The sequence below is a fragment of the Caulobacter sp. GW821-FHT12D05 genome (genome assembly GCF_058807295.1).
On record NZ_JBXAQO010000005.1, the window covers coordinates 143,851 to 170,704 of the forward strand.

29 protein-coding genes and 1 pseudogene are annotated in these 26,854 nt (G+C 66.8%); 20 read left to right on the forward strand and 10 right to left on the reverse strand.

Translation table 11 applies throughout. The annotated features are described in order from the left end of the window. The first annotated feature begins 15 nt into the window (after nt 1–15). Together AC1RRR_RS23965 and AC1RRR_RS23970 are read left to right on the forward strand one after the other, a co-directional pair. Complete coding sequence (locus AC1RRR_RS23965; RefSeq protein ID WP_492816841.1) at nt 16–474, forward strand: hypothetical protein; 459 nt, start codon at nt 16–18, stop codon at nt 472–474. A gap of 113 nt (nt 475–587) precedes the next feature. Further along, the gene (locus tag AC1RRR_RS23970; RefSeq protein ID WP_492816843.1) at nt 588–1,226 is read left to right on the forward strand and encodes a glyoxalase superfamily protein; all 639 of its coding nucleotides are present in this window, start codon (nt 588–590) and stop codon (nt 1,224–1,226) included. Between the two features lie 10 nt (nt 1,227–1,236). On the opposite strand, the gene AC1RRR_RS23975 is transcribed toward AC1RRR_RS23970, so the two are convergent. Next, entirely contained in the window at nt 1,237–1,863 is a 627-nt protein-coding gene (locus AC1RRR_RS23975) for a glutathione S-transferase family protein (RefSeq protein ID WP_492816845.1), read from the reverse strand. A gap of 100 nt (nt 1,864–1,963) precedes the next feature. On the opposite strand from AC1RRR_RS23975, the gene AC1RRR_RS23980 reads away from it, so the two are divergent. The 4 genes from AC1RRR_RS23980 (at nt 1,964) to AC1RRR_RS23995 (ending at nt 6,779) form a co-directional block, all read left to right on the forward strand. Further along, the gene (locus AC1RRR_RS23980) at nt 1,964–3,298 is read left to right on the forward strand and encodes a spinster family MFS transporter (protein WP_492816847.1); all 1,335 of its coding nucleotides are present in this window, start codon (nt 1,964–1,966) and stop codon (nt 3,296–3,298) included. 108 nt (nt 3,299–3,406) lie between these two features. Continuing rightward, nucleotides 3,407–4,909 carry a spinster family MFS transporter gene (locus tag AC1RRR_RS23985; RefSeq protein ID WP_492816849.1) on the forward strand — a complete coding sequence of 501 codons (1,503 nt, stop codon included), beginning with the start codon at nt 3,407–3,409 and terminating at the stop codon, nt 4,907–4,909. A 54-nt stretch (nt 4,910–4,963) separates the two neighbouring features. Beyond that, entirely contained in the window at nt 4,964–6,274 is a 1,311-nt protein-coding gene (gene purB / locus AC1RRR_RS23990; RefSeq protein ID WP_492816851.1) for an adenylosuccinate lyase, read from the forward strand. A 4-nt stretch (nt 6,275–6,278) separates the two neighbouring features. Next, nucleotides 6,279–6,779 carry a DNA-deoxyinosine glycosylase gene (locus AC1RRR_RS23995; RefSeq protein WP_492816853.1) on the forward strand — a complete coding sequence of 167 codons (501 nt, stop codon included), beginning with the start codon at nt 6,279–6,281 and terminating at the stop codon, nt 6,777–6,779. Here AC1RRR_RS23995 and AC1RRR_RS24000 read toward each other — a convergent pair. Genes AC1RRR_RS24000 through AC1RRR_RS24010 form a run of 3 tightly spaced genes read right to left on the reverse strand, consistent with a single transcriptional unit; the run spans nt 6,757 to nt 9,708 of the window. Then, complete coding sequence (locus tag AC1RRR_RS24000) at nt 6,757–7,197, reverse strand: cupin domain-containing protein (RefSeq protein WP_492816855.1); 441 nt, start codon at nt 7,195–7,197, stop codon at nt 6,757–6,759. The two genes, AC1RRR_RS23995 and AC1RRR_RS24000, sit on opposite strands and share 23 nt — an antisense overlap. 10 nt (nt 7,198–7,207) lie before the next feature. After that, complete coding sequence (locus AC1RRR_RS24005; protein ID WP_492816857.1) at nt 7,208–8,560, reverse strand: Gfo/Idh/MocA family protein; 1,353 nt, start codon at nt 8,558–8,560, stop codon at nt 7,208–7,210. Between the two features lie 11 nt (nt 8,561–8,571). Continuing rightward, nucleotides 8,572–9,708: a Gfo/Idh/MocA family protein gene (locus tag AC1RRR_RS24010; protein WP_492816859.1), complete on the reverse strand. Its 1,137-nt coding sequence runs from the start codon at nt 9,706–9,708 to the stop codon at nt 8,572–8,574. A 196-nt stretch (nt 9,709–9,904) separates the two neighbouring features. On the opposite strand from AC1RRR_RS24010, the gene AC1RRR_RS24015 reads away from it, so the two are divergent. Beyond that, nucleotides 9,905–11,899 (forward strand): M13 family metallopeptidase, encoded by a 1,995-nt coding sequence (locus AC1RRR_RS24015; RefSeq protein ID WP_492816861.1) that lies wholly within the window; start codon nt 9,905–9,907, stop codon nt 11,897–11,899. A 61-nt stretch (nt 11,900–11,960) separates the two neighbouring features. Here the strand turns inward: AC1RRR_RS24015 and AC1RRR_RS24020 are convergent, their stop codons facing one another. Further along, nucleotides 11,961–12,278, reverse strand: a complete 318-nt coding sequence (locus tag AC1RRR_RS24020) for a DUF1476 domain-containing protein (RefSeq protein WP_492816863.1) — start codon at nt 12,276–12,278, stop codon at nt 11,961–11,963. A gap of 265 nt (nt 12,279–12,543) precedes the next feature. On the opposite strand from AC1RRR_RS24020, the gene purC reads away from it, so the two are divergent. The 5 genes from purC to AC1RRR_RS24045 all read left to right on the forward strand — a co-directional run bounded on the left by purC (nt 12,544) and on the right by AC1RRR_RS24045 (nt 16,949). Then, on the forward strand, nt 12,544–13,302 hold the full coding sequence (purC, locus tag AC1RRR_RS24025) for a phosphoribosylaminoimidazolesuccinocarboxamide synthase (protein ID WP_454714846.1): 759 nt from the start codon (nt 12,544–12,546) through the stop codon (nt 13,300–13,302). A 55-nt stretch (nt 13,303–13,357) separates the two neighbouring features. Continuing rightward, nucleotides 13,358–13,597 carry a phosphoribosylformylglycinamidine synthase subunit PurS gene (gene purS, locus AC1RRR_RS24030; protein WP_492816865.1) on the forward strand — a complete coding sequence of 80 codons (240 nt, stop codon included), beginning with the start codon at nt 13,358–13,360 and terminating at the stop codon, nt 13,595–13,597. Between the two features lie 97 nt (nt 13,598–13,694). Then, complete coding sequence (locus tag AC1RRR_RS24035) at nt 13,695–14,180, forward strand: DUF3291 domain-containing protein (protein WP_492816867.1); 486 nt, start codon at nt 13,695–13,697, stop codon at nt 14,178–14,180. Nucleotides 14,181–14,235: 55 nt separating this feature from the next. Continuing rightward, a complete protein-coding gene (gene purQ, locus AC1RRR_RS24040) occupies nt 14,236–14,898 on the forward strand; it encodes a phosphoribosylformylglycinamidine synthase subunit PurQ (protein ID WP_492816869.1) in 663 nt (220 codons plus the stop codon). Between the two features lie 107 nt (nt 14,899–15,005). Continuing rightward, entirely contained in the window at nt 15,006–16,949 is a 1,944-nt protein-coding gene (locus AC1RRR_RS24045) for a CocE/NonD family hydrolase (RefSeq protein ID WP_492816871.1), read from the forward strand. A 207-nt stretch (nt 16,950–17,156) separates the two neighbouring features. Here the strand turns inward: AC1RRR_RS24045 and AC1RRR_RS24050 are convergent, their stop codons facing one another. Beyond that, the gene (locus AC1RRR_RS24050) at nt 17,157–17,330 is read right to left on the reverse strand and encodes a hypothetical protein (protein WP_492816873.1); all 174 of its coding nucleotides are present in this window, start codon (nt 17,328–17,330) and stop codon (nt 17,157–17,159) included. 88 nt (nt 17,331–17,418) lie between these two features. Then, the gene (locus tag AC1RRR_RS24055) at nt 17,419–18,018 is read right to left on the reverse strand and encodes a peptidylprolyl isomerase (protein ID WP_492816875.1); all 600 of its coding nucleotides are present in this window, start codon (nt 18,016–18,018) and stop codon (nt 17,419–17,421) included. A 200-nt stretch (nt 18,019–18,218) separates the two neighbouring features. Between AC1RRR_RS24055 and AC1RRR_RS24060 the strand changes: the two are divergent. From AC1RRR_RS24060 to AC1RRR_RS24075, 4 genes and pseudogenes are all read left to right on the forward strand, one after another. Beyond that, nucleotides 18,219–18,422, forward strand: a pseudogene (locus AC1RRR_RS24060) (hypothetical protein); the annotation flags it as partial. A gap of 93 nt (nt 18,423–18,515) precedes the next feature. After that, nucleotides 18,516–20,723 (forward strand): phosphoribosylformylglycinamidine synthase subunit PurL, encoded by a 2,208-nt coding sequence (gene purL, locus AC1RRR_RS24065; RefSeq protein WP_492816877.1) that lies wholly within the window; start codon nt 18,516–18,518, stop codon nt 20,721–20,723. A gap of 16 nt (nt 20,724–20,739) precedes the next feature. Continuing rightward, nucleotides 20,740–21,087, forward strand: a complete 348-nt coding sequence (locus AC1RRR_RS24070) for a hypothetical protein (RefSeq protein WP_492816879.1) — start codon at nt 20,740–20,742, stop codon at nt 21,085–21,087. Nucleotides 21,088–21,149: 62 nt separating this feature from the next. Further along, complete coding sequence (locus tag AC1RRR_RS24075) at nt 21,150–21,500, forward strand: ethanolamine utilization protein (RefSeq protein WP_492816881.1); 351 nt, start codon at nt 21,150–21,152, stop codon at nt 21,498–21,500. Here the strand turns inward: AC1RRR_RS24075 and AC1RRR_RS24080 are convergent. Both AC1RRR_RS24080 and AC1RRR_RS24085 read right to left on the reverse strand, forming a co-directional pair. Continuing rightward, nucleotides 21,497–23,293, reverse strand: a complete 1,797-nt coding sequence (locus tag AC1RRR_RS24080; protein WP_492817145.1) for an ATP-binding protein — start codon at nt 23,291–23,293, stop codon at nt 21,497–21,499. The two genes, AC1RRR_RS24075 and AC1RRR_RS24080, sit on opposite strands and share 4 nt — an antisense overlap. 121 nt (nt 23,294–23,414) lie before the next feature. Beyond that, the gene (locus AC1RRR_RS24085; RefSeq protein ID WP_492816883.1) at nt 23,415–24,341 is read right to left on the reverse strand and encodes a M20/M25/M40 family metallo-hydrolase; all 927 of its coding nucleotides are present in this window, start codon (nt 24,339–24,341) and stop codon (nt 23,415–23,417) included. 140 nt (nt 24,342–24,481) lie between these two features. Between AC1RRR_RS24085 and AC1RRR_RS24090 the strand changes: the two genes are divergently transcribed. Genes AC1RRR_RS24090 through AC1RRR_RS24105 form a run of 4 tightly spaced genes read left to right on the forward strand, consistent with a single transcriptional unit; the run spans nt 24,482 to nt 26,431 of the window. Continuing rightward, nucleotides 24,482–24,718, forward strand: coding sequence for a BolA/IbaG family iron-sulfur metabolism protein (locus AC1RRR_RS24090; protein WP_291877303.1), 237 nt, complete (start codon nt 24,482–24,484; stop codon nt 24,716–24,718). Between the two features lie 9 nt (nt 24,719–24,727). Then, nucleotides 24,728–25,621, forward strand: a complete 894-nt coding sequence (locus tag AC1RRR_RS24095; RefSeq protein WP_492816885.1) for an aldo-keto reductase family protein — start codon at nt 24,728–24,730, stop codon at nt 25,619–25,621. Nucleotides 25,622–25,673: 52 nt separating this feature from the next. Further along, nucleotides 25,674–26,015: a Grx4 family monothiol glutaredoxin gene (gene grxD / locus AC1RRR_RS24100; RefSeq protein WP_492816887.1), complete on the forward strand. Its 342-nt coding sequence runs from the start codon at nt 25,674–25,676 to the stop codon at nt 26,013–26,015. Then, on the forward strand, nt 26,012–26,431 hold the full coding sequence (locus tag AC1RRR_RS24105; RefSeq protein ID WP_492816889.1) for an acyl-CoA thioesterase: 420 nt from the start codon (nt 26,012–26,014) through the stop codon (nt 26,429–26,431). The genes grxD and AC1RRR_RS24105 overlap by 4 nt, the downstream gene beginning before the upstream one ends. Here AC1RRR_RS24105 and AC1RRR_RS24110 read toward each other — a convergent pair. Beyond that, nucleotides 26,415–26,795: a hypothetical protein gene (locus tag AC1RRR_RS24110; protein ID WP_492816891.1), complete on the reverse strand. Its 381-nt coding sequence runs from the start codon at nt 26,793–26,795 to the stop codon at nt 26,415–26,417. The two genes, AC1RRR_RS24105 and AC1RRR_RS24110, sit on opposite strands and share 17 nt — an antisense overlap. Nucleotides 26,796–26,854 lie beyond the last annotated feature (59 nt).

Genomic DNA, 26,854 nt, shown 5'->3' on the forward strand with positions numbered 1-26,854 from the left:
ACGGAAGACCACAAGATGATCCGCAAACCCGTGATGGCCGTTCTGGCCCTCGCTACCCTCGGCCTCGCCGCGTGCGAGAATGGCCATGACAGTATGGCCAATCCGAAGATCTGCGCCGACTTCAAGACCGCGCCCGGCGCCACCGCCGCGGCCGATCCGTCGATGCCGGTCGAGGAATGCACGCGCCGCTGGGCCTACAGCCTGGCCGGTTCGAAGGACAGCGCCGAGGTCGTGGCCGACGCCGTGGTCGCCGCCTGCGCCGCCCAGCTCAGCAAGTGGAACCAGGCCTCGCTGGGCCAGTCCGCGGCCGGCAGCGGCGAGCAGGCGCTGAGCCTGACCACTGGCCAGCCGACCAACCCGCTGGCCGAACACAGCGCCTTCGCCCAGGGCCGCGCCCTGCTCTATGTGGTCCAGGCCCGCGCCGGCCGCTGCAAGGCCCCGCCGATCGAGAACGGCGCCCCGACGGGGCTCTAAGGCGGGTCTCTAGTCCTCAAGGTCTCCCTGTGGCAGATGTGGCGGCGGACACCGCTCCACATCGGGCACGCGCACCGCCGCCCCTGCCCCTTCCCTCAGGGAGACCGCGAGCGATGACCTCATCGACCTCGAACATCACGTTCGGCCGCCTGGCCGCGTCCGCCTTCACGCGCGACATCCAAGCTGCCTACGCCTTCTATCGCGACGTCCTGGGCTTCTCGAAGGCCTTCGAGAACGGCCAGCCGGTCGGCTTCATGATCCTGGAAAAGGACAGCGCCGAGCTGCATCTGAGCCAGGTCAAGGACCACAAGCCCTCGACCACCAACATCGCCCACCTGATCGTCGACGATGTCGACGCGCTGCACGATCACCTGGTCGCGGCCGGCGTTCGGATCATCAAGTCATTGGCCGACAAGGACTACGGCCTGAGGGCCTTCGTCTTCGCCGATCCGGACGGCAACCGCATCGATGTCGGCCAGCCGATCGGCGGCGAGAAACCGCCCGAGGCGCGCTGCTTCGAGCACAAGAACCTGGCAGGCATCAGCTTCGTCGATTGCCGCTTAGCCGGCGCACGGTTCGACAACGTCAACCTGGCGGACGCGACCTTCACCGACATCAATCTCAGCGGCGCGCGCTTGACCAACGTCAATCTCAAGGGCGTCGCCATCGACGACGCCAATATCGAGGGGCTGACGATCTACGGCATCGACATCCACGCCCTGGTGCAGGGCGAGCTGGCGAAGCGGCGCTAGGCCTTCCCAACTAGGCTTGGGCGGCGCGCTCCCACTCGAGGAACTCAGGCGTCTGCAGCAGGCGGTCAGCATAGGCCTGGGCCGCGCCGGCGTCGCCGTAGTCCGCCAGCTTGATCTCATAGGTGCGGAAGCGCGTCGCCACCGGCGTCCAGAAGGCGTCGGCGATCGACCATTCGCCGAGCAGGAACGGCCCGCCCGAGCGCGCCAGCAGCTGGTTCCAGCGCTCGACGATCTTGCGTACGTCCTTCTGGGTGGCTTCCGAGATGTCCAGCTTGTGCGGCGCGACGTCCAGCGCCATCGCGCACTCGCCGCGCAGCGCCTGGAAGCCCGAGTGCATCTCGGACGCCGTCGAACGGGCCAGGGCGCGCAGGACCGGATCGGCCGGCCACAGCTTGGCGTCCGGGAACTTCTCGGCCAGGTACTCGCAGATCGCCAGCGAGTCCCAGACCACCAGGTCGCCGTCCTTCAGGGCCGGGGCCAGCTTGCTGGGCGAGATCTTGCCGATCTCGGCGGTCGTCACCTCGCCCTGGCGCAGCGTGACTTCGATTTCCTGGAACGCCGCGCCGGTGCGCTTGAGCGCCAGCCACGGGCGCAGAGACCAGCTGGACCAGGCCTTGGTGCCGATGACGAGTTCCATGGCGCGCGCTCCCTCGATGCAAATGCCGGATGGCGCTTGGCCTTACCTTGCGTCTAAGGTCGCCTCAACGATTAGAACAAATGTTTGAGGGAGAGAGTCCATGGCGGAACCCGCCACGCCGTCGCCCGTGATCGCGCCCGTATCCTCGGGCTATCGACGATACGCCCTCTGGGTGCTGCTGATCATCTACACCCTGAACTTCCTGGACCGGCAGGTGGTCAACATCCTGGCCGAGCCGATCAAGCGCGACCTGGGCCTCGCCGACTGGCAGCTGGGCATGATGACCGGCCTGGCCTTCGCCATCTTCTACACCGTGCTGGGCATCCCGATCGCCCGCATCGCCGAGACCAAGAACCGGCCCTACATCATCGGCGCCTCGGTCGCCGCCTGGAGCGCCTTCACGGTGCTGTGCGGCTTCACCCAGAACTTCTGGCAACTGATCCTGGCCCGCATCGGCGTGGGCGTCGGCGAGGCCGGCTGCACGCCGCCAGCCCACTCGCTGATCACCGACTACGTGCCCAAGGAAAAGCGGGCCAGCGCCATCGCCTTCTATTCGATCGGCACGCCGCTGGGCACGCTGGCGGGCATGGCCATGGGTGGGCTAGTCGCCGACGCCTATGGCTGGCGCGTGGCCTTCATGGTCGCTGGCGCGCCCGGCGTCCTGTTCGCCCTGGTCGCGGCCTTCACCCTGATCGAGCCGCGCAAGCAACTGGCCGCCGAGATGGCCGCCCGCGCCAGCTCGCAGATCAGCTTCGCCGCCGCCCTGGCGGTGCTGGCCACCAAGAAGACCTTCTGGCTGGTGGCCCTGGCCGCCTCGATCAAGGCCTTCATCGGCTATGGCCACGCGCCGTTCACCGCCTCGTTCTTCTTCCGCAACCACGGACCGGAACTGACCCAGCTGGCTGCGAACGTCGGCCTGAAGCCGGCGGGGTTCTTAGGCCTGGCTCTGGGCCTGATCGGCGGCACGGCCGGGGTCATCGGCGCCTGGCTGGGCGGGGTCTTCGCCGACCGTCTGGGGGCCAAGGACCTGCGGGCCTATGTGACCGTGCCGGCGATCGCCTCACTGATCACCATCCCGATCTACATTGTCGCCGTCAGCCTGGACGCGCCGATGACCGCCATCGGCCTCCTGGCCATCAACGCCCTGCTCGGGACGCTGTGGTACGGCCCGGTCTACGCCACGGCCCAGAGCATCGTCGATCCGGCCCTGCGCGCCACGGCCTCGGCCGTGCTGTTGCTGATCATCAACCTGATCGGCCTGGGTCTGGGCCCCGTAGCCGTCGGCCTGCTCAGCGACGTGCTGGCCGGCCACATGGGCCTGGGCGAAGCCCAAGGCGTGCGCTGGGCGCTGATCGTTTCGGCCACCCTGGGCCTGGCCGCTTTTGGCCTGTTCTGGGCCGCGCGGAACAGCATCCGGGAAGAGATGGTCGCCTAGGAATCCAGAGCGCCGGAGGCTTGCGAAATAGCCTCTGGCGCTTTGCCTTCCGCTCCGTCACAGTCCCCTCAAGCAATTAGAACAAATGTTTGAAGGGAGAGAGTCAGTATGGCCGACGCGCGTGCGTCCGGCGGCGATCGGCCGCTTTATTCCAATAGCTACAAGGCCGCGGTGCTGGGCCTTTTACTCGCCACCTACACCTTCAACTTCATCGATCGGACGATCATCGCCACCATCGGTCAGGCCATCAAGGTCGACCTGAAGCTGACCGACACCCAGCTGGGCCTGCTGGGCGGCCTCTACTTCGCCCTGCTCTATACGATCCTGGGCATCCCGATCGCCCGCCTGGCCGAGCGCTGGAACCGGGTGACGATCATCTCGGTGTCGCTGGTCGTCTGGTCGGGCTTCACCGCCCTGTGCGGCGCGGCCACCAGCTTCGCCCAGCTGGCCCTCTTCCGCTTCGGCGTCGGCGTCGGCGAGGCCGGCTGCTCGCCGCCCAGCCACTCGCTGATCAGCGACTACTACGAGCCCAAGAAGCGCGCCTCGGCCCTGTCGATCTATTCGTTCGGCATCCCGCTGGGCACCATGTTCGGCGCGGTGGCCGGCGGCTGGCTGGCCCAGGAGTTCAGCTGGCGCGTGGCCTTCGTCATCGTCGGCCTGCCCGGCATCATCCTGGCCCTGATCGTCAAGCTGGTGGTCAAGGAACCGCCGCGCGGTCACTCCGAAATCGTCGAGCGCCCGCTCGAGGCCGAGAACGTCGTCGTCGAGCCCGCGCCCAAGCCGGCCTTCTCGCTGGCCACCGAGTTCGCCGAGCTGTGGGCGGTCTTCAAGATCCTGTTCTTCAAGTGGCCCGTGCTGAACATGGTGCTGGGCGTGACCATCGCCTCGTTCGGCTCGTACGGCTCGGGCGCCTTCGTGCCGTCCTATTTCGTGCGCGCTTTCGGCCTAGGGCTGGCTCAAGTGGGCCTGATCACCGGCCTGATCGGTGGCTTCTCCGCCGGCGTCGGCACCCTGGTCGGCGGTTTCCTCAGCGACTGGGCCGGCAAGCGCAGCGTCAAATGGTACGCCTGGGTCCCCGCCATCGGCCTGATCATCTGCACGCCGATCTATATCCTCGCCTACCTCCAGACCGACTGGAAGGCGACGGCGATGATCCTGCTGGTCCCCGGCATCTTCCACTACGTCTACCTGGCCCCGACCTTTGCCGTGGTCCAAAACTCGGTGGAGCCGCGCCGGCGGGCCACCGCCACGGCCCTGCTGTTCTTCTTCCTCAATCTGATCGCCCTGGGCGGCGGGCCGGTCTTCACCGGCTGGCTGATCGACCATCTGGCGCAGTACCACTTCAACACCCCCGACGCGGCCGGCGTGGTCCACAGCGTGCTGGCCTCATTCGGCGTCGAAGGCGGCCAGAACTTCGCGGCGACCTGCCCCGGCGGCATCGCTCCCAAGGGTTCGGCGCCCGAGCTGGCAGCCCAGTGCCGCACGACCCTGGCTCTGTCCAGCCAGCAGGGCATCATCGTCTCGCTGTGCTTCTACGCCTGGGCCGGCGTCCACTACGCCCTGGCCGCGATCGGCATGGTCAAGCACATGAAGGAACGCGAAGCGGCGTAAGTAATAAGCCTCTTCCCTTGACTCCGGGGGCGGTCGGGCCGAAACGGCCGCCCCATGATCAGCCGCTACGCCCGCCCCGAAGCCGCCGCCATTTGGTCCAGCCAGACCAAGTACAAAATCTGGTTCGAGATCGAGGCCCACGCCGCCGACGCCATGGCCGAGATCGGGACCATCCCGAAGCTCGCCGCCGAGACGATCTGGGAAAAGGGCCGCGACGCGGTCTGGGACAGCGACCGCATCGACGAGATCGAGCGCGTCACCAAGCATGACGTCATCGCCTTCCTGACCCACGTGTCGGAAATCGTCGGTCCGGAAGCCCGCTTCCTGCACCAGGGCATGACCAGCAGCGACGTGCTGGACACCTGTTTCGCCGTGCAGCTCAGCAAGGCCACCGACCTGCTGCTGGAAGACGTCGACCTGGTCCTGGCCGCCCTGAAGCGCCGCGCGCTCGAGCACAAGATGACCGTCTGCGTCGGTCGCAGCCACGGCATCCACGCCGAACCCCTGACCTTCGGCCTGAAGCTGGCCGGCTACTACGCCGAGTTCCAGCGCGCCAAGGAGCGCCTGGCGATGGCCAAGTTCGAGATCGCCACCTGCGCGATCTCGGGCGCCGTCGGCACCTTCGCCAATGTCGACCCGCGCGTCGAACAGCACGTGGCCGACAAGATGGGCTTGGCCGTCGAGCCGGTCTCGACCCAGGTGATCCCGCGTGACCGCCATGCCGCCTATTTCGCGGCCCTGGGCGTCGTCGCCTCGTCGGTCGAGCGCCTGGCCACCGAGATCCGCCACCTGCAGCGCACCGAGGTGCTGGAAGCCGAAGAGCCGTTCGATCCGGGCCAGAAGGGCTCGTCGGCCATGCCGCACAAGCGCAACCCGATCCTGACCGAGAACCTGACCGGCCTGGCCCGTCTGGTCCGCTCGGCCGTGATCCCGGCGATGGAAAACGTCGCCCTCTGGCACGAGCGCGACATCAGCCACTCGTCGGTCGAGCGCGGCATCGGCCCCGACGCCACCATCCACCTCGACTTCGCCCTGCGCCGCCTGGCCGGGGTCATCGAGCGCTTCAACATCTATCCCGACAACATGGCCAAGAACCTGGACAAGCTGGGCGGCCTGGTCTTCTCGCAACGGGTCATGCTGGCCCTGACGCAGGAAGGCGTGTCGCGCGAGGACGCCTATGCCGCCGTGCAGGGCAACTCGATGAAGGTGTGGCGCGGCGAGGGTCGGTTCATCGACTTCCTCAAGGCCGACCCGGTGGTCTCCAAGGCCCTGTCGGACGAGGTGCTCGAGGAGCTGTTCGACTTCGGCTACCACACCAAGAACGTCGACGTGATCTTCAAGCGCGTCTTCGGCGAGCAAGCCTGACGCCTTGCGCAAGGCAGGCTTTCCAGCGGTCGTCGACGCCGATACGCGCGTCCTGATCCTGGGCAGCCTGCCGGGCGAGGCCTCGCTGGCCGTCCAGCAGTACTACGGCAATCCCAGGAACGCCTTCTGGCGGTTGATGGAGGGCGTGCTTGGTGCGCCCCTCGTCCCGCTGGCCTATGAGGATCGCCTGGCCGCGTTGCTGGCCGACGGCGTCGGCCTATGGGACGTGATCGCCGAAGCCGAGCGGCCGGGCAGCTTGGATGCGGCGATCCGCGATCCGGCGGCGAATGATCTTCTCCAGCTCATCGAGACGCTACCCGCGCTACAGGCCGTCGCCTTCAACGGCGGCACGGCCGCCAAACTGGGCGGCCGGCTGATCGGCGAGCGCATCCCGACGATCGCCCTGCCCTCCTCGTCACCGGCGCATGCGGCGATGACGTTCGAGCGGAAGACGCAGGCGTGGGCTGCGCTTCGCTCCTTCCTCAGTGCGTCTTGTCCGTCTTGAAGTTGATCACGTGATAGACCGCATCCGTGGTCCCCACGTTCTTCAGCGCATGCGGGCTGTTGCTGGCGTTGAACACCACCCCGCCCGGGCCGACCTTCTTCCAGACCCCGCCGGACAGCACCTCGACCTCACCCTCGCGGATGATCACCAGTTCCTCGTTCGGATGGGTGTGGGGCGCGTGTGAGCTGAGGCCCGGCTTCAGGGTCGTGACGTGCATCTCCAACTCGTCCAGCGTCGCGGTCGGGCCGCGCGTGATCTGGGCGTAGGCGCCGACGTCGGTGGGGTGGGACTTGATCTCGTCCCAGCGCCAGACGGAAGGGCCCAGCAGCGCCGGCTTGGGGGCCTGGGCGACGGCGACGCCGGCCAGGGTCAGGGCCACGGCGCCAACGGCGATGGCCAGGTCTCGTTTGGTGATCATAAGCGTCGTCCTAGAACGTGTACGGCTTGCGCTGCGGGCGGCTGAGCATGGCGTTGGCGGCGTCGTCGCCAATGAAGCGCTCGGCCTTGGGATCCCACTTCAAGCGACGGCCGGTCTTCATGGCCGTGTGGTGCAGCAGGCAGGTGGTGCAGGCGCGGTGACCGACCTCGGCCGGGGCCGACGGAGGCTTCCGGCTCTTGATCGAGTCCAGCCAGTCGCCGTGCTGCTCCTCGGACTTGCGCAGGTGGATTTCGTTCGGACCGATCACGCTGTCCAGGATCTTGGGATTGCTCGCGGCCAGGGCCGGCATCGGCTTCTGGCCGAAGCTGGGATCGCTGGACGTCACGGCCGCGTCACGGGCGACGAAGATCCAGCCCTCGGTGCCGATGAACTTCACCCCGTTCGGGAAGTCGCCCGAGATGTCCATGGTCACGCCGTTGGCGTAGCGGGCGTGGGTCAGGAACTTGCCGTGGACGTTCCACAGGCCGCTGGTCGGGAACTCGGCCGAGCCCCAGATCTCGACGGGACCGGAGTGCTCCATGTCCATGCCCCAGTGGGCGGTGTCGACGTGGTGGGCGCCCCAGCCGGTGATCATGCCGGCCCCGAACTGCTCGCAGCGCAGCCAGCCCGGTCGGCTGAAGTCAGCCTGCGGATGGACCCGCATCTCGGTGTAGTAGGCCTCCGGCGTGGACCCCAGCCAGGCGTCGTAGTTCAGATTGGCCGGGATCGGCTGTTGCGGGGCCTCGGGGCCGGACGGGTCGCCCGGCAGGCCGACTTCGACATGCTTCAGCTGGCCGATGCGGCCGTTGCGGACCAGCTCGCAGGCGCGGCGGAACTGCGGCCACGGCTTGTCCGAGCGCTGCTGCGAGCCGATCTGCAGGATGCGGCCGGTGGCGGCCACGGCGTCGGCCATGGTCCGCCCCTCGGCGATGGTCAGCGAGGCCGGCTTCTGCAGATAGACGTCCTTGCCGGCCTTGACCGCGTGGACGGCCAGGATGGCGTGCTGGTGGTCGGGCGTGGCGATGATGACGGCGTCGATGTCCTTGGCGGCCAGCACCTCGTGATGGTCGGCATAGGTCCGGGCGCTGTCCCAGGGGCGGCCGAACTTCTTGCTGTAGGTCTCGTCGACCAGCTGCTTGCCCAGGGCCAGGCGCTTGGAGTCGAGGTCGCAGACCGCCAGGATCTGGGCGTGGTCGTATTTGAAGGTCTCGGCCATGTCGTGGCCGCGAGCGATGCGGCCGACGCCGATGACGCCGATGTTGATGCGGTTGGACGGCGCGTTCTGGCCGAAGACCGTGGCCGGCACGATGGTTGGGAAGGCGATGCCGGCGGCGAGGACGCCACGACGGGTGAGGCTGCTCATCGTCATCTCCCTTAGGCCAGCACAGGCTTGGTGGCGTTCTTCTGGGCGGTCAGCACCAGTTCGGCGGCCAGCAGGGCCTGCTCCTGGTCCTGGGCGACCGAGGTGCGCTCGACGATGTCGGTGACGAACTGAGGGCCGAACGGCAGCTGGACCTGGCTGCAGTCGATGTAGCGGGCCTGCTTCTTGTCGACGATAAGCAGGTGGTTGGCGCCCGGCCGGCCCGTCGGATCGATATATTTGCGCAGCTCGATATAGCCCTCGGTGCCGAGGATGAAGAGCCGCCCGTCACCCCAGACGCCCAGGCCGTCGGGCGTGTACCAGTCGACCCGTACATAGCCCGTGCCGCCGTCGCCGACGGCGGTCAGGTCGCCGAAGTCCTCGAACTTGGGATGGTCGGTATTGGCGATGTTGCCGGTCTGGCTGGCGACGATCTTGGCGGTCTTGCTGCCGGTGTAGAACAGGAACTGGTCGGCCTGGTGCGAGCCGATATCGGTGAGGATGCCGCCGTAGCGGGCCTTGTCCCAGAACCAGTCCGGTCGGCCCTGGCCGATACGGTGCGGGGCCAGGTTCACCGTCTGCACGACCTTACCAATCGCGCCGGCGTGAACCAACTCACCGGCCTTGATCGCCGAGGGCACTTCCAGCCGTTCGGAGTACATGATCGCGTACTTGCGGCCGGTCTTCTTCACCGCCGCGCGCACCTGGGCCAGTTGCTCCAGGGTGATGATGCCGGGCTTGTCGGCCAGGTAGTCCTTGCCGGCGGCCATCACCTTCAGGCCCAGCGGCGTGCGCTGGTCGGGGATCGGCGCGGCGGCGACCAGCTGGACCGACTTGTCGTTGAGGATCTGGTCGATGCTGGCGGCCACGGGGACATCGCCGTGCTGCTTCTTGAAGTCGGCCAGCTGCTTGGCGTCGTTGTTGTAGGCGTAGACCCACACGCACTCGCCGCCGCCCCGCTTCACGGCGGCGGTCATGCTCATGATGTGGTAGTGGTCGAGGCCGATCACCGCGAACTTGATCTTGTGCTTGGCGGTCAGGGCCGGACCAGGCGCGGCGACCTCCTGAGCGATGGCGGCTCCGCTGGCCAAAGCCGCGCCGCCCAGTCCCGCCGCCATCAACACGGCTCGGCGACTTGCGAGATCGTTCATCGGTTTCCTCCACGCGTCAGCTTGCCTGACCACTCATTGACAGTGATCAGACCACTAAAACGTCAGGTCGAAAATCCCCTTTTAGGTCGTAGCCGCTCAACCACTGGCTTCGTCTCACATTACGGGAAATTCATCTGCGCCCGGCCCGCGGTTGGGGCAGCATCCCTGCACTTTGAGGGGCATTGGGATCCAACACATGCGCATCTTCCTGCTGGCCGCCGTTTCGGCGGTGGCGATCTCCAGCTCGGCCTTCGCCGCCGAAAAGCCGATGTACGGCGCCTGGGGCGTCGACCTGACGGCCCGCGACACCGCCGTGAAGCCCGGCGACGACTTCAACAAGTACGCCAATGGCGGCTGGGAGAAGAAGACCACCATCCCGGCCGACCAGCCCTCGGCGGGCGTCGGCTATGACGTCTTCAACCGCTCGCAGGACCAGTTGCGCACCCTGATCGAGACGGCCGACGCCTCGACCCAGATCGGCGGGCTGTACAAGAGCTTCTTCGACGAAGCCAAGGTCGAGCAGGTCGACGACGCGGCGTTGAAGGTCGACCTGGCCGCCGTCGCCGCCGTCTCGTCCAAGGCCGATATGGCCAAGGCGATGGGCCAGGCCCACGGCGGTTTCGGCCCGGACCTGTTCTCGCTGGACATCTATCCGGACGCCAAGAACCCCGAGCTCAACACCCTGTATATCGGCCAATCGGGACTGGGCCTGCCCGACCGCGACTACTATCTGACCGACGGCTTCAAGCCGCAGCTGGCGGCCTACACCGCCTTCGCCGAGCGGGCGCTGAAGATGGCCGGCTATGCCGACCCGGCCAAGTCGGCCGCCGACGTCGTGGCCTTCGAGACCGCCATCGCCAAGGTCAGCTGGCCGGTCGCCGAGCGCCGCGACATCGACAAGGTCTACAACCCCGTCAGCCTGGACGAGCTGAAGGCCTATGCCCCAGAGGTTCCGTGGACGGATTACCTGGCCGCCGCCGGGATCACCGGGCGAAACCAGCTGGTGCTGGGCGAGAAGACCGCCGTCCGCGACATCGCCAAGCTGTTCGCCGCCACGCCGTTGGACACCCTGAAGGCCTGGCGCGCGGTGCAGGGCGTGCAGGAAATGTCGCCGTACCTGTCCAAGCGCTTCGTCGACAGCCGCTTCGAATATATCAAGGTGCTGAGCGGCCAGTCCCAGATCCGTCCCCGCTGGCGGCGCGGCGTCACCCTGGTGGACGGCAGCCTGGGCGAGCTGGTCGGCCAGGCCTATGTCGCCAAGTATTTCCCGCCCTCGTCCAAGGCCCAGATGCAGGAGCTGATCGCCAATCTGAAGGTGGCGATGGCAGAGCGCATCCAGAAGGCCCCGTGGATGGCCCCGGCCACCAAGCAGGCTGCCCTGACCAAGCTCTCGAAAATGTCGGTGATGGTCGGTTATCCCGATAAGTGGCGCGACTATTCGGGCCTGAAGATCGACGCGGGCGACCTGTACGGCAACGTCCGCCGCAGCGGCCAGTTCGAGTGGGCCTACACCCTCAAGGACCTGGGCCAGCCGGTCGATCACGGCAAGTGGGCCATGAACCCGCAGACCGTGAACGCCTATAACGGCGGGCTGGAGAACAAGATCGTGTTCCCGGCCGGCATCCTGCAGGCCCCCTATTTCGACCCGGCGGCGGATGCGGCGGTGAACTATGGCGCGATCGGCGCGGTGATCGGTCACGAGATCAGCCACGGCTTCGATGATCAGGGTCGCAAGATCGACGACACCGGCAAGCTGCGCGACTGGTGGACCGCCGAGGACGCCAAGCGCTTCGAGGAACAGGCCGCGGTGCTGGGCGGCCAATACGGGACCTACGAGCCGGTGCCGGGCATGAAGATCAACCCGGCCCTGACCATGGGCGAGAACATCGCCGACCTGGCCGGCCTGCAGGTGGCCTATGACGCCTATCACGCCGCGCTGAAGGGCAAGCCCGCCGCGACCATCGACGGCATGACCGGCGACCAGCGCTTCTTCCTGGCCTTCGCCCAGGCCTGGCAGGACAAGTCGCGCGACGATTCTCTGAAGCAGCAGATGGCGTCCGATCCGCATTCGCCGTCGAACTTCCGGGTCATTGGCCCGACGCGCAATGTCGACGCCTGGTACTCGGCCTTCGGCGTCAAGCCGGGCGACAAGTTCTACCTGCCGCCGGAAAAGCGCTCGCGCATCTGGTAGGGACCAAAGAAAAGGGCCGCTCTTTCGAGCGGCCCTTGTTCGTTCGGCTTAGGACGAGACCTTACTCGCCGGCCTTGAGCTGCTCGCGGGCGACGGCCAGCAGTTCCTGCATCTTCATGCGGACTTCGCCTTCCGACGCGGCGACGCCCGAGCCCGACAGGTCTTGGAAGACCTTGCGCAGCACGTCCTCGTCGCCCGGCTGTTCGAAGTCGGACTTGACCACGGCGCGCGCATATTCATCGACCGTCGCCAGGCCCATCAGGCCGGCCGCCCATTCGCCCAGCAGGCGGTTGCGACGGGCGGTCGCCTTGAATTCCAGTTCCTGGTCGTGCGCGAACTTGCGTTCGAAACCCTGTTCGCGTTCGTCGAAGGTGGTCATGAAGGCCCCAAAGTCGTCTAAGCGGGCTGCATATCCTTTGCCGCTCTCCGCCGCAATCGGCGGATAAGCCGCAGGCGACGTTTCCGGCTCTAGCATAGACCAAAACCACCCAGGTTTGTTTGCGCGGCCGCGCTCATTCGGGTAGGTTCCATAAGATATTTAGTGAGCGGCCTTGAGTCGAATGCCGTGCGCAGCTATCCGCCGCGCGCGCTTTTCGTTTTCTTCGGTGGGGCGCACGCTTTCCAGAAGGGCCTCGACGAGAGCCATGACGACCCGTCGCAAGAAGATCTACGAAGGCAAGGCCAAGATCTTGTACGAGGGGCCCGAGCCCGGCACCCTGATCCAGTACTTCAAGGACGACGCCACGGCCTTCAACGCCCAGAAGAAGGCGATCCTGGAAGGCAAGGGCGTCATCAACAACCGGATCAGCGAGTACATCATGACTCGCCTGAACGGGATCGGCGTCCAGAACCACTTCATTCGGCGCCTGAACCTGCGCGAACAGCTGATCAAGGAAGTCGAGATCGTCCCGCTCGAGGTCGTGGTGCGCAACATCGCCGCCGGCTCGATCGCCACGCGCCTGGGCCTGACCGAGGGTCAGCCCCTGCCCCGCTCGATCATCGAATTCTACTACAAGGATGACAAGCTGGGCGACCCGATGGTCTCCGAGGAGCACATCACGGCGTTCAACTGGGCCGCGACCCAGGAGATCGATGACATGATGGCCATGGCCCTGCGGGTGAACGACTATCTGTCGGGCCTGTTCAGCGCCGTCGGCATCACCCTGGTGGACTTCAAGGTCGAGTTCGGCCGCATCTACGAAGGCGACTTCTCGCGGATCATCCTGGCCGACGAGATCAGCCCCGACAGCTGCCGCCTGTGGGACTCGACGACCAACGAGAAGCTGGACAAGGACCGCTTCCGTCGCGACCTGGGCAATGTCATCGAAAGCTATACCGAGGTGGCCCGCCGCCTGGGGATCATGAAGGAAATGCCGACCGTCATCCAAGGCGGCGTGCACTAAAGCCTTCGATCAAAGTGAGCGCGAAGCCTAGAGGCCGCGCGGGGAGAACCTGTCAGTGAAAGCCACCGTCCACGTGTTCCTGAAGCCCGGCGTGCTCGACGTCCAGGGCAAGGCTGTCGAGAACGCCCTGCACGGCCTGGGCTGGCCGTCGGTCAAGGAGGCCCGCGTGGGCCGCGTGATCGAGTTCGATCTGGACGCCACGGACGCCAAGGCCGCCGAGGCCGAGGTCAAGACCATGTGCGAGAAGCTGCTGGCCAACACGGTCATCGAAAGCTACCGCATCGACATCGCCTAAACGGCCAAACATGGGGCGGATTTAATCCGCCCCGCCCCTTTCGATCGCAGCTTCGCCACACAATGTTCGGCGAGCACTGACGAAAGGGAGAGCGTCGATGAGCGCGAAGTTTCACCTGGCCGAGGTCAATGTCGGACGCCTGCGGGCGCCCATCGACCATCCGATGATCAAGGACTTCGCCGACAATCTCGACCGCATCAATGCTCTCGCCGAATCCTCGCCTGGCTTCGTCTGGCGACTGAAGGGCGACGGCAACAACGCCACCGATCTCGCGATCAACGGCGACCCCCTGTTCATTCCGAACCTGTCGGTCTGGGAGGACATCCCCTCTCTGGGCGCCTACGTCTATCGCAGCGGCCACGTCGAGATCATGCGCCGCCGCAAGGAATTCTTCGAACCCATGGACCACGCCATGGCGCTTTGGTGGGTCCCTGTGGGTCACGTGCCGACGGTCGAGGAAGCCTTGGAAAAGCTGGCGTTGCTCAAGGCTCACGGCCCGACTCCGGCGGCCTTCACCTTCAAGAGCCCCTTCCCGGCTCCGACCGGCGAGCCGGTCGAGCCCGAACTGGACGAAAGCGCGTAGTTTCCGTCCGCGCCGGGACTGACATCCCGTTCGAACGGTGCTACAGGCCCGCGCCATGAAAGCCGCCGTCGTCGTATTCCCCGGTTCGAACTGCGATCGTGACTGCAAGGTCGCCATCGAGCGCTCCGCTGGAGCCCGTGTCGAAATGGTCTGGCACCAGGAGACGGCGCTGCCGGACGACCTGGACCTGATCGTCCTGCCCGGCGGCTTCTCGTACGGCGACTACCTGCGCTGCGGCGCCATGGCGGCCCAGAGCCCGGTCATGAAGGAAGTCGTCTCGGCCGCCGAAAAGGGCGTCGCCGTCGTTGGCATCTGCAACGGCTTCCAGGTCCTGACCGAAGTCGGCCTGCTGCCCGGCGCCCTGCTGCGCAACGCCGGCCTCAAGTACGTCTGCAAGCCCGTCGGCCTGGACATCGTCAACGGCCAGACCCGCTTCACCGCTGGTTACGGCGAGCAGCGCCAGGCGGTCATGACCGTCGGCAACGGCGAGGGCAACTACTTCGCCGACGAGGAAACCCTCGACCGGATCGAAGGCGAAGGCCAGGTGGTGTTCCGCTATCAGGAAAACCCCAACGGCTCGGCTCGCGCCATCGCCGGCATCGTCAACAAGGGCGGCAACGTCCTGGGCCTGATGCCCCACCCCGACCGCGCCTTCGACGCCGATCTCGGCTCGGAAGACGGCGCGGTGCTGTTCCGCAGCATCTTCCAGAGCGCCTGAGCAGCATCTCCGCCCGCGGATCAAAAAGTGGGCTGACGACTGCTGTTATAGTGTAGCAGCTCGAAAAGCTCGGGCCTAAGGTGCCTCCACTTCAGGAGGGCCAATCCATGAATCTCGCTTCTACCCTGCGCGCTGGCCTGTTGGCCGCCGCAGCCCTGTCCGTCGTTTCGACCGCCGCCCACGCGCAGGTCACGTCGATGACGCCGGACATCGACGGCAAGTACGTCCAGACCAAGATCAATTACGACTACGAAAAGCGCGTCGTGATGATCCCGATGCGCGACGGGACCAAGCTGTACACCGTCATCGTGGTCCCCAAGGGCGGCAAGAACCTGCCCATCATGCTGACCCGCACGCCCTACAACGCCGCCAAGCGCGCCGCCCGCGCCGACAGCCCGCGCATGGTCTCGGCCATGCCGCAGGGCGATGAGCCGTTCGTGGCCGACGGCGGCTACATCCGCGTCTTCCAGGACATCCGCGGCAAGTACGGCTCGGAGGGCGAGTACGTGATGACGCGGCCGCTGAAGGGGCCGCTGAACAGCTCGGAAGTCGACCATTCCACCGACGCCTACGACACCATCGACTGGCTGGTGAAGAACGTGCCCGAGACCAACGGCAAGGTCGGCATGCTGGGCAGCTCTTACGAGGGCTTCACGGTCGTGATGGCGCTGGTCAATCCGCACCCGGCCCTGAAGGTCGCCGCGCCGATGAGCCCGATGGTCGACGGCTGGATGGGCGACGACTGGTTCCAGCACGGGGCCTTCCGCCAGAACAACTTCGACTACTTCGCCGGCCAGACCAGCGTGCGCGGCGCAGGCGATAGCGTCCAGCGCCAGGGCTATGACGACTACGCCAACTTCCTGCGCGAGGGTTCGGCCGGCGACTACGCCAAGAACCACGGCCTGGACAAGCTGCCCTGGGCCCAGAAGCTGTTCGCCCATACGGCCTATGACAGCTTCTGGAGCGAGCAGGCCCTCGACAAGACCATGGAGAAGACGCCGCTCAAGGTGCCGACCATGTGGATCCAGGGCCTGTGGGACCAGGAAGACATCTGGGGCGCGGTGCATTCGTATCCGGCGCTGGAGTCCAAGGACACGAACAACGACAAGAACTACCTGGTGCTGGGTCCCTGGCGGCACAGCCAGGTCAATTACGACGGCTACAACCTGGGTCCGTTCAAGTGGGACGGCGACACCGCCCTGCAGTTCCGTCGCGACGTGATGAAGCCGTTCTTCGACCAGTACCTGAAGGACGGCCCCAAGGCCGACACCCCGCCGGTGCTGATCTATGACCCCGGCCAGAACAAGTGGAACCGCTATGCCAGCTGGCCGCAGGGCGGCGCTCAAGGCGCCGGCGCGGGCAAGGCGACCAAGAACCTGTATCTGAGCGCCAATGGCGGCCTGGGCTTCCAGGCCCCGGCGGCGGCCAAGGGTGTGGCGGCCTATGACGAGTACGTCTCCGACCCGGCCAAGCCCGTCCCCTACATCCCGCGCCCGATGCAGTTCGCCGACCGCAGCCGCTGGACGCCGTGGCTGGTCACCGACCAGCGCAGCGTCGATGGCCGCCCGGATGTCCTGACCTATGTCAGCGAGCCGCTGACCGAGCCGATGAAGGTCGCCGGCGTGCCCAAGGTGAACCTGACGGCCTCAACCAGCGGCAGCGACAGCGACTGGGTCGTCAAGCTGATCGACGTCTATCCCGACGAGGTCCCCAGCCAACCCGAGTTGGGCGGCTACGAGCTGCCGGTGGGCATGACCATCTTCCGCGGCCGTTATCGCGAGAGCTTCAGCGAGCCCAAGGCCCTGACGCCCAACAAGCCGCTGAAATACCAGTTCATTCTGCCGACCGCGAACTACACCTTCCAGCCGGGCCACCGGGTCATGGTGCAGGTCCAGTCCAGCTGGTTCCCGCTGTATGACCGCAACCCGCAGACCTTCGTGCCGAACATCTTCTTCGCCAAGCCGGCCGACTATGTGAAAGCGACGCAGCGGGTGTTCCATGCGGGCGCCGAGGCCAGCTTCATCGAGCTGCCGGTGGTCGACGCCAAGTAGGCGGGAGCCAGCCAGATCCTCCCCCCAGCGGGGGACGTGTCGGCGCGCAGCGACGACGGAGGGGGAAGAGGCCGGCTCGGCAAGCACTTCCCCCTCCGGCCTTCGGCCGCCTCCCCCGCTGGGGGAGGGTCTCCATACACATACGAAAAGGGCCGGCGGTGACCATCCGCCGGCCCTTCCCATCTACGGAGAGGTGTTCAAGTCAGGTCAGCGGTCGCCGCGCCTGACGTTCTCGTCCTGAGGGTTGGCCTGGCCGCCAGGATTGCGGCCCGGCTCGTTCGGGTTCTGCCTGGGCTGGCCCTGCTGCTGCTGCTGCTGGTCGGGCGCTCGACGCTGCTGGTCGTTTTGCTGCTGCTGCGGGTTGCGATTGTTGTCAGCCATCGGGCTTACTCCTGTTTCACTCCGCACGCTCTCGGCGCACGAGGACAGAACGGGTCCCGACTCGCGATGTTCCTACGGCGGAGTCGCCTTAATTCCGGCTAAGCTCAAGAATCTTCACGGGTTTCCCGATCATCTGACCCTTCATGTAGGGGTCGTCGGCCCGCGTTTCCGTCGCCGCCGCGTGGATAGCGCGGACCACGTCCATGCCCTCGACCACCTTGCCGAAGGCGGCGAAGCCCTGGCCGTCCTTGTTGCGCGCGCCGCCATAGTCCAGCGACGGGTTGTCGCCCAGGCAGATGAAGAACTCCGAGGTTGCCGAGCCTGGCGTGTCACGGGCCATCGAGATCACGCCGTCGGTGTGGTGGATGCCGGTGCGTTTGGTCGACTCCAGCGGGATCGGCGGCAAGCGCTCGCCGGCGTCACCCAGTCCACCCTGGATCACGCTGATGGTGGCGGGGTTGTTGTCGTTCTTGGGCGAGACGGTCCGATAGAAGCTCCCGCCCCTCATCAGCCCCTTGTCCGCATAGGCCAGGAAGTTGGCCACCGTGATCGGCGCGCGGTCAGGAAAGAGGGCCAGGACGATCGTCCCCTGCTCGTTGACCATGCGCACCCGCACCTCGCGATCGCGGCCAGCGCCAATCAGCGGAACGGCGACCAGAGCGAGCAAGGCGCGACGATCGAGGGTCATGCAGGATCTCCGGCAACGATATCCCCACCATGGCGCCGTTCGCGGGAGAAAGCTTCGCCTTAGGCAAGAGAATTAAGGTTAAGCCGCACCGTCTGGGCGAGATCGGTGGAATCCTCGTTTCGGGTCGAGCAACGTTACTTTCAAGGGAAAACACGAAGGCATCGGCGGAGCCTTCGCAGACGCGAAGAGTTAACACCACCATGGCCGACCCCGAAGTTCGGTTCCCCGAGACCTATGTGAGCGGTGTCCCCGTGTGGGCCAAGCGCCGCAAGCGCTCGAGTATCAATCCGCTGCTCAACACCATCATTGTCGTGCTGGCCCTGTTCGGCGCCATCGTGATCGGCGTTTCGCTGCGCATGGGCTCCATCGAGAAGGGCGGCGCGGTCATCGACCAGTGGATCGCGCTGGGGATCAAGCACCTGGAGACCGCCATCAAGGCGATGTAGCGCCTACGCGGCTGTAGCGGAATCTGAGCGACCGGGTTAGAAGGCGCGCCCATGAGCACGCCCCAAAAGCCCATGGCCGAATTGGCCGCCGAGTTCGGCCTGAAACCCGCCGAATATGACGTTGTCCTGGCCCGATTGGGCCGAGAGCCCAACCTGGTTGAGCTAGGCGTCTTCTCGGTGATGTGGTCCGAGCACTGCTCGTACAAGTCCTCGAAGAACCAGCTGAAGAAGTTCCCGATCGACGGGCCGCGCGTGATCTGCGGTCCGGGCGAGAACGCCGGCGTCATCGACATTGGCGACGGCGACGCGATCATCTTCAAGATGGAAAGCCACAACCACCCCTCTTACATCGAGCCCTACCAGGGCGCGGCGACGGGCGTGGGCGGCATCATGCGCGACGTCTTCACGATGGGCGCGCGGCCGATCGCCCTGCTGAACGCCCTGCGCTTCGGCGATCCGGAGCACCCCAAGACCAAGCGCCTGGTGGACGGCGTGGTCGCCGGCATCGCCGGCTACGGCAACTGCGTGGGCGTGCCCACGGTCGCTGGCGAGACCAACTTCCACAAGGGCTACAACGGCAACATCCTGGTCAACGCCATGTGCGTAGGCCTGGCCAAGGCCGACAGCATCTTCTACTCGGCCGCCCCGGGCCCGGGCCTGGCGGTCGTCTATTTCGGCTCCAAAACCGGCCGCGACGGCATCCACGGCGCGACCATGTCCTCGACCGAGTTCACCGCGGACTCCGAAGAGAAGCGCCCCACCGTCCAGGTCGGCGACCCCTTCGCCGAGAAGCTGCTGATCGAAGCCACGCTTGAGCTGATGGCCACCGGCGCGGTCGCCGCCATCCAGGACATGGGCGCGGCCGGTCTCACGTCGTCTTCGGTCGAGATGGCCGGCAAGGGCGGCGTCGGCATCGAGCTGAACATGGACATGGTCCCGCAGCGCGAGACCGGCATGTCGGCCTACGAGATGATGCTGTCGGAAAGCCAGGAGCGCATGCTGGCGGTGCTGAAGCCCGGCCGCGAGCAGGACGGGCACGCCATCTTCGAGAAGTGGGGCCTGGACGCCGCCGTCATCGGCTACACCACCGACACCGGCCGTCTGGTGCTGAAGCATCACGGCGAGACGGTCTGCGACGTGCCGCTGGCCCCGCTGTTCGACGATGCGCCGCTGTATGACCGTCCGTGGGTGCAGCCCAAGCTGGACGCCCGCCTCGACCCGGCCAAGATCCCGGCTCCGATCGACTGGAATGAAGCGGTCCTGAAGATCGTCGGCTGCCCCGACATGGCCTCCAAGCGCTGGCTGTGGGAGCAATACGACCGCCACGTCATGGCTGACACCCTGGAAGACAGCGCCACCGGCTGCGACGCCGGCATCGTGCGCATCCACGGCTCGGGCAAGGCCATCGCCGTGACCAGCGACTGCACCCCGCGCTACGTCCAGGCCGACCCGTACGAGGGTGGGAAGCAGGCCGTGGCGGAAGCCTGGCGCAACCTGACGGCCGCCGGCGCCCTGCCGATCGCCATCACCGACAACCTGAACTTCGGCAGCCCCGAAAAGCCCGAGACCATGGGCCAGATCGTCCGCGCCACCGACGGCATGGCCGAGGCCTGCCGTGCGCTGGACTTCCCGGTCGTGAGCGGCAACGTCAGCCTCTACAACGAGACCAACGGCGTCGCCATTCCGCCGACCCCGACCGTCGGCGCCGTGGGCCTGCTGGAAGACTACGACCTGCGCACCGGCTTCGGCGCGGTGACCGAGGGTGACACGCTGGTGCTGATCGGCGAGACCCACGGCGAACTGGGCGCCTCGATCTATCTGCGCGAGATTCTGGGCCGCGAAGACGGCGCCCCGCCGCCGGTCGACCTGGCCGTCGAGCGCAAGAACGGCGACTTCGTCCGTGGCCTGATCTCGTCGGGCCTGCTGGCCGGCGTCCACGACCTGTCGGACGGCGGCCTGCTGATCGCCGCGGCCGACATCGCCCTGGCCAGCAAGGTCGGCGTCACCCTGAACGCCACCAGCGCCGCCCATGCTCACCCCTATCTGCTGGGCGAGGACCAAGCCCGCTACCTGATCGCCACCCCGGATCCGGAAGCGGTGCTGGAAGCGGCCAAGGAAGCCGGCGTCCACGCCAATGTGGCCGGCGTCGCGGGCGGTGACACGTTCGCGTCAAAGGACCTGTTTAGCGTCTCGCTGGACGCCCTGCGCTCGGCCCACGAAGCCTGGCTGCCGGGCTACATGAACGCCCCCAAGGCGTAAGAGAAAGCACGAGTACATGCGTATCCTCGCCTTGACCGCCGTCGCAGCTCTCCTGCTGAGCGCCTGCGCGCCCACCGCCCAGCCCGCCGCCCCGTCGGCGGACAACCTGGTTGCCCAGTGCTCGGCCAAGGGCGGCAGCGTCCAGCCCGTCGGCAAGGCCCAGATCCCGACCTGCGTCATCCCCTATGCCGACGCCGGCAAGGTCTGCACCGACAAGGCTCAGTGCGAGGGCGCCTGCATCCTCGAAGGCAACATCGAGACCACGGGCGCCGTCGCCGGAACCTGCCAGAAGACCAACCGCCAGTTCGGCTGCTACGCCAAGGTCGTCAACGGCAAGTCCACCGGCGCGATCTGCGTGGACTAAACGCAAGCGCGGAACCTTCCGGCCTCCGCGTCTCTATCCCAACGCAAGGGATGGAGACGATGATGAAGGTTCGCGGATTCACGATCGCCGACGCGCCGATGGAGCGCTCGCCCGGCCAGGACGCCGACGTGTTCGCCGGCAATCTGGTCGACGAGCGCGATGGCGGGGCGATCACTGTTGGCTACGGACGCTACGGGCCCCACCAAAGCCTCAGCGAGACGCTGGCCGTCGACGACGTGATGATCGTCCTGGAAGGCCGCATCTCGGTCTCGACCGAGTCAGGCGTCGTCACCGCCGGTCCCGGCGAAATCATCTACATGCCCAAGGGCGAGGCGGTGATCATCCGCTCGCATGAAGACGGCGCGGTGACCGCCTATGTCACCTATCCGCATTGGCGAGCGGCGCGCGCCTAGGCCGCGTGCACCCTTCCCGACCACCGCGCCACCGTCTCCAGCAGCTTGGTCGGGTTGATCGGTTTGCCCAGGTGGTCGTCCATGCCGGCCGCCAGGCAGGTGGCGATCTGTTCGGGCAGGACGTTGGCGGTCATGGCCACGATCGGGGTGGCCGCGCCGCGGGCGCCTTCCATGGCGCGAATCTCACGGGTGGCGGTCAGGCCGTCCATCACCGGCATCTGCACGTCCATCAGGACGAGGTCGTAGTGGCCCTGGCGCATGGCCTCGATGCCGGCGACGCCGTCATTGGCCGTCTCCACGCCGATGCCGAACGGCTCCAGCATGGTGCGGATCAGCTCGCGGTTCACCGCATTGTCCTCGACCAGCAGCAGGCGCACGCCGGCTTCGGGGTCCAGCGGCGAGACCTCTTCAGCCTCCGGCGTGGGCAACTCGGCCAGGGGGCCGCGCACCTCGAACCAGAAGGTCGAGCCCTGCCCTTCGACGCTGTCGACGCCGATCTGGCCGTCCATGCGCTCGATGATCCGGCGCGAGATGGCCAGGCCCAGGCCCGTGCCGCCAAACCGACGCGAGACGGCCGCGTCGGCCTGCGAGAAACGGTCGAAGATCGCCTCGCGGTTCTCGGGCGCGATGCCGATGCCGGTGTCGATCACCTCGCCGCGCAGCACGGCCTGATCGCCGTCGATTGTCTGGGTCAGCGCGACCGTGATCGAGCCATGCGCCGTGAACTTCACGGCGTTGGACAGGAAGTTCAGCAGCACCTGCGACAGGCGCGGCCCGTCCAGGTTCATCGGCGCGACATTGCTGGCCGCCCGGACTTGAACCTTCAGCCCCTTGGCGACGGCGCGCTCCTCGACCAGGGCGGCGCAGGACGAGGCCATGGCCGCCGGATCGAACGGCCCCGGATCCAGCTCCAGCCCGCCGGCCTCCAGCCGCGAGAAGTCCAGCACGTCGTTGACGACGCTGAGCAGGGTGTTGCTGGCGTCCAGGATGTGGCCGACCTGGCGGGCGGCGGTCTTGTTCAGGTTGCGCGAGCGGCGCAGCACCTCGGCGAAGCCGATGATGGCCGTCAGCGGCGTGCGCAGCTCGTGAGTCATGTTGGCCAGGAAGTCGGACTTGGCCGCCGAGGCCGCCTCGGCCAGCTCCAGCGCCTTGGCGATGTCGATCTCCAGGCGCTTGCGCTCGGTGATGTCGCGCGAGGTGACCAGCAGGATGTCCGAACCGTCGCCCAGGCGGGAATAGGCGCTTTCAAGCCAGATCTCGGTCCCGTCCTTGCGGGCGGACTGATAGTCGGCGTGGAGCGGCGCGCCGCCGGGGATCAGGCCGCGGATCAGGCCCTGCACGCGCTTGAAGTCGGCGTCGCTGACCATGGCCTGCGGCGGCAGAGCCATGAACTCCTCGTGCGTATAGCCGGTGATGCGTTCGATGCTGGGCGAGCTGTAGATCCGCTCCCCCTTCGGCGACCACAGGGCTACGTGGTCGGTCAGGTTGTCGCCCAGCAGGCGGTAGAGGCGATCGGCTTCCTGGTACTGCTCGATGGCGCGCCGCTGGGCCTCGACGCTGGCCGACAGGTCGTCACGCAGCTGCTCCAGCTTCATCCGCTGGCTGGTCAGCCAATAGGCCAGGGGCGTGGCGACGACGGTGGCGATGATCAGGGTCGTGAAGGGCGTGAAGGCCTGCGGATTGTCCATGACCAGCACGTTGATCAGATAGTCGGCGATCAGCGCGGCGGCCACGATGAGGCCCACCGTCGGCGCGGTTTTGAAGATCCGGTCTTTCACGGCGGCCGGCTTGATCGCGGCGCTCCTTCAGCTTGACTGAATCAGGTTTGACCCCGCCACATTAAGGAGAGATGAGGCTGCTGCGCCAGCCGCGGTGACAATTCGCCGCGCCGTGAAATCCAATGAAACTAGGGGTTTAGCGGCCTGACGCCTTGGCCACGTCGTCCAGGTCGCGCTCCAGCGCCTGGCTGGCCTGGACCACGGTGGCCACCGAGCGCTTGAAGAAGTCCTGCGGCACGGTCGCGAAGTCGTCCGTAGGCTTATGATATTCGGGATGGTCCTCGACCCCGAAATAGACCCACGGCACGCCCTTCTCGCCGAAGGCGTAGTGGTCGGACTGGTTGGTCCAGTTGTTCTCCTTGCCTGCCTCGTCGGTGTCGTGGCCCAGCTTCAGGGTCACCGGGGCGGTCGTGGCCAGCTTGACCAGGATCGGCTTCAGGTACGGGAACGGCGCGGTCCCGGCCGCGTAGAGCTCGTTCTTCGGGTTCTTGGCCAGCATGTCGAAATTGATGTTCAGGGCGATCGTCGACAGCGGGACCGGCGGATTGGCCGCGAAGGCCTTGGCGCCGCGCAGGCCGCCCTCCTCGGCGTCGACCACCGCCAGGATCACGTCGTGCTTGGGCGGCTTGGCCTTGAACGCCTCGGCCACGGCCAGCAGGCCCGCCACGCCCGAGGCGTTGTCGTCGGCGCCGTTGTAGATCTGGCCGTCGCGAACGCCCAGGTGGTCGTAGTGGGCCGAGACGACCAGGGCCTTGCCGCCGGTCTCCGTCCCCTTGATGCGGGCCACCAGGTTGGTGCCCGTGACCTTGGTCCCGTCGCGCTTGGCGAACTCGAAGGTCTGCTCGAACTTGTCACCCAGCGGCGAGAGGCCGATCTGCGCGAACCGCGACAGGATGTAAGCCCGCGCCTTCTCAGAGCCGGGCGTGCCGACCAGGCGGCCCTGCATGTCGTCGGCCGACAGGATGCGGACATCGTCCAGCGCCTTGTCGCCCGGATCGGCGAAGGCCGGAGCAGCGGCGAAAACAGCAACGGTCAGCGCGATAGCGCGGGAAAGACGGATCATTCCGCCTACATGCCGTGCGCGGCGCGACGAATTCAATTAAATCTCCGACAGATCGCCGTGGTCCCGAATGACAAACGCTGTCAGCGTGCGTCCATCCTTAGGGAATCGCGGCCAGATAGACGTTCCAGGAGTCCTTCCCCGTGCCCATGTCCCATGCCGAACTCGAGGCCCGCCTCACGCAGGCCTTCCCCGATTCCGAGATCGTGCTGACCGACCTGGCCGGCGACAACGACCACTGGAAGGCCCGCATCGTTTCGCCCGCCTTCAAGGGTCTGCCGCGCGTGCGCCAGCATCAGCTGGTCAACAAGGCGCTGGCGGACGTCCTGGGCGGGACGCTGCACGCTCTGGCCCTCGAAACCGCCGCCCCGGCCGAATAGGAGCAGCCCTTGCGCTACCGCCCGTTCGGCGCGTCTGGCATGGCGATCTCGGCGCTGACCCTGCGCTTGGCCGACAGCGCGCGCCTGCGGGCCAATGACTGGCGGGCCCTGGTCTTCACGGCGCTGGAGAACGGCATCAACAGCTTTCAGGTCGAGGGCGACAGCCCCGAGCTGGCGAAGGGCGCGGGCGAGGCCTTCGCATCCGTCGAGCGCCACCTGCTGTTCCTGACCTGGCGGGTGCGCGGCGACGCCGCCATGCTGGGTCAACAGGCCGTCGACAGCCTGCTGGGCTCGGCCTTCGAAGGTTTGGGCCTGTCCTATCTGGACCTCGTTTTGATCAACGACCCGCTGGCCCCCGCCCTGCCCCCGGCCTTCGACGCCGGCCTGCGCTTCCTGCATGAGAGCCGGGCGGTGAGGGGCCTGGGCATCGCCAGCCGCGGCGACATCGATCCGCGCCTGCTGAAGAGCGGCCTGGTCACGGCCATCTCCTCGCCGTTCAACCTGTCGTCCGGCTGGGCTGAGCGCCATCGCATCCGCCATGCGTCGCAACACAACTTCGCGGTCATCGGCGAGGACTTCTGGCCCCAGGCCCTGCGCGAGAGCGCCGGGGTCAGCGCGACGCCCAAGCCGTCGCTGTGGCGTCGCCGCACCGATCCGCTGGCCGACTTCGGCGGCTATGATTTCCTGCACACCACCCCCAGCTGGAACGCCGAGGACATCTGCCTGGGATACGCCCTGACCGAACCCTCGCTGGCCACCGTGCGCGTCACCGCCGACAGCCGCGCCGAGGTCGAGCGCCTGGCCGCCGTGGTCGAGCGCGACCTGCCCACCGGCGTCTGCGCCCAGATCGAAATGGCCCGCTTCTCGGCCCAGGAGCGCGAGAAGGCAGCGGGTCGCACTTGACCCTGAGCCCTATGGCGCCTAGCTGAAAGGCTTACGCTCCAGGACTATTCCCATGACCGACGTCGCCTCCTCCCCCGCCATCGACTTCATCGCCAAGACCGTGGCCGAGCATCCGGTGGTGCTGTTCATGAAGGGCGTGCCGGATCAGCCGCGCTGCGGCTTCTCGTCGGTGGCCGTGCAGATCCTCGACCACCTGGGCGTCGAGTTCATCGGCGTCGACGTCCTGCAGGACGACGATCTGCGCCAGGGCATCAAGACCTTCACCGACTGGCCGACCATCCCGCAGCTCTATGTGAAGGGCGAATTCCTGGGCGGCAGCGACATCGTCCGCGAGATGTTCCAGTCGGGCGAGCTGAAGACCCTCTTTGTCGAGCAGGGCCTCATTTCGGCGTGAGCCGGCTCTTCGTCCCGCCTTCGGACGCCTATTCCCTGACCTTCGAGCCCAAGGCGTCGGACATCGACGCCAACGGCCACGTCAACAACGTGGTCTACCTGGCCTGGGCCCAGGACCTGGCCATCGCCCACTGGGAAGCCTGGGCGAGCGAAGAGCAGCGCGCGCCCTGGAGCTGGATCGCGCGCCGCCATGAGATCGACTACCGCCGTGAATTGCTGCCCGGCGAGATCGCCACCGGATACACCTGGGTCGGCGAGCTGAAGGGTCCGCGCTTCGAGCGCTACGTCCGTATCGACGGCCCCGACGGCGAGATGTGCGCCCAGAGCCGCACCGACTGGGTCCTGATCGACATCGCCGCCAAGCGGCCTGCACGGGTGCTGCCGTGGATGGTCGAACGGTTTACGCCGAAGGGCTGAGCACGGGATTGGCGATGGCGACGCGCTCGCCGGGCGTCAGGCCCAGTTCCGCATAGCTGAACCGCAGCTCGGCCCAGCCCGCCGGCCCCTTGCACGTCTCCAGCCGCCGCCGCGCGAAGGCCACGACCGCATGCCCGGCCTTACGATCGACGCGGAACACGAAGTCGGCCTTGGCCGTGCAGCCCTTGGATGTCACACGGATGGTCAGGGCGTCGGCGGCGGCATTGGCGGCGAGCAACGGCTCCAGCTCGGGAAAGGTCTCGCCGGGCGCCGCGGCCAGCAGGCCAGGCGTGGTCGCGCACCCGGCCAGCGCCAGGGCCGCTCCGGCGATCACAAAACCTCTGCGCGACTGAACGAAGTTCATCGACCTCTGTACGAACGATCCAAACTGCGGTGAAGATCGCCCACCGCTGGCGACATAGC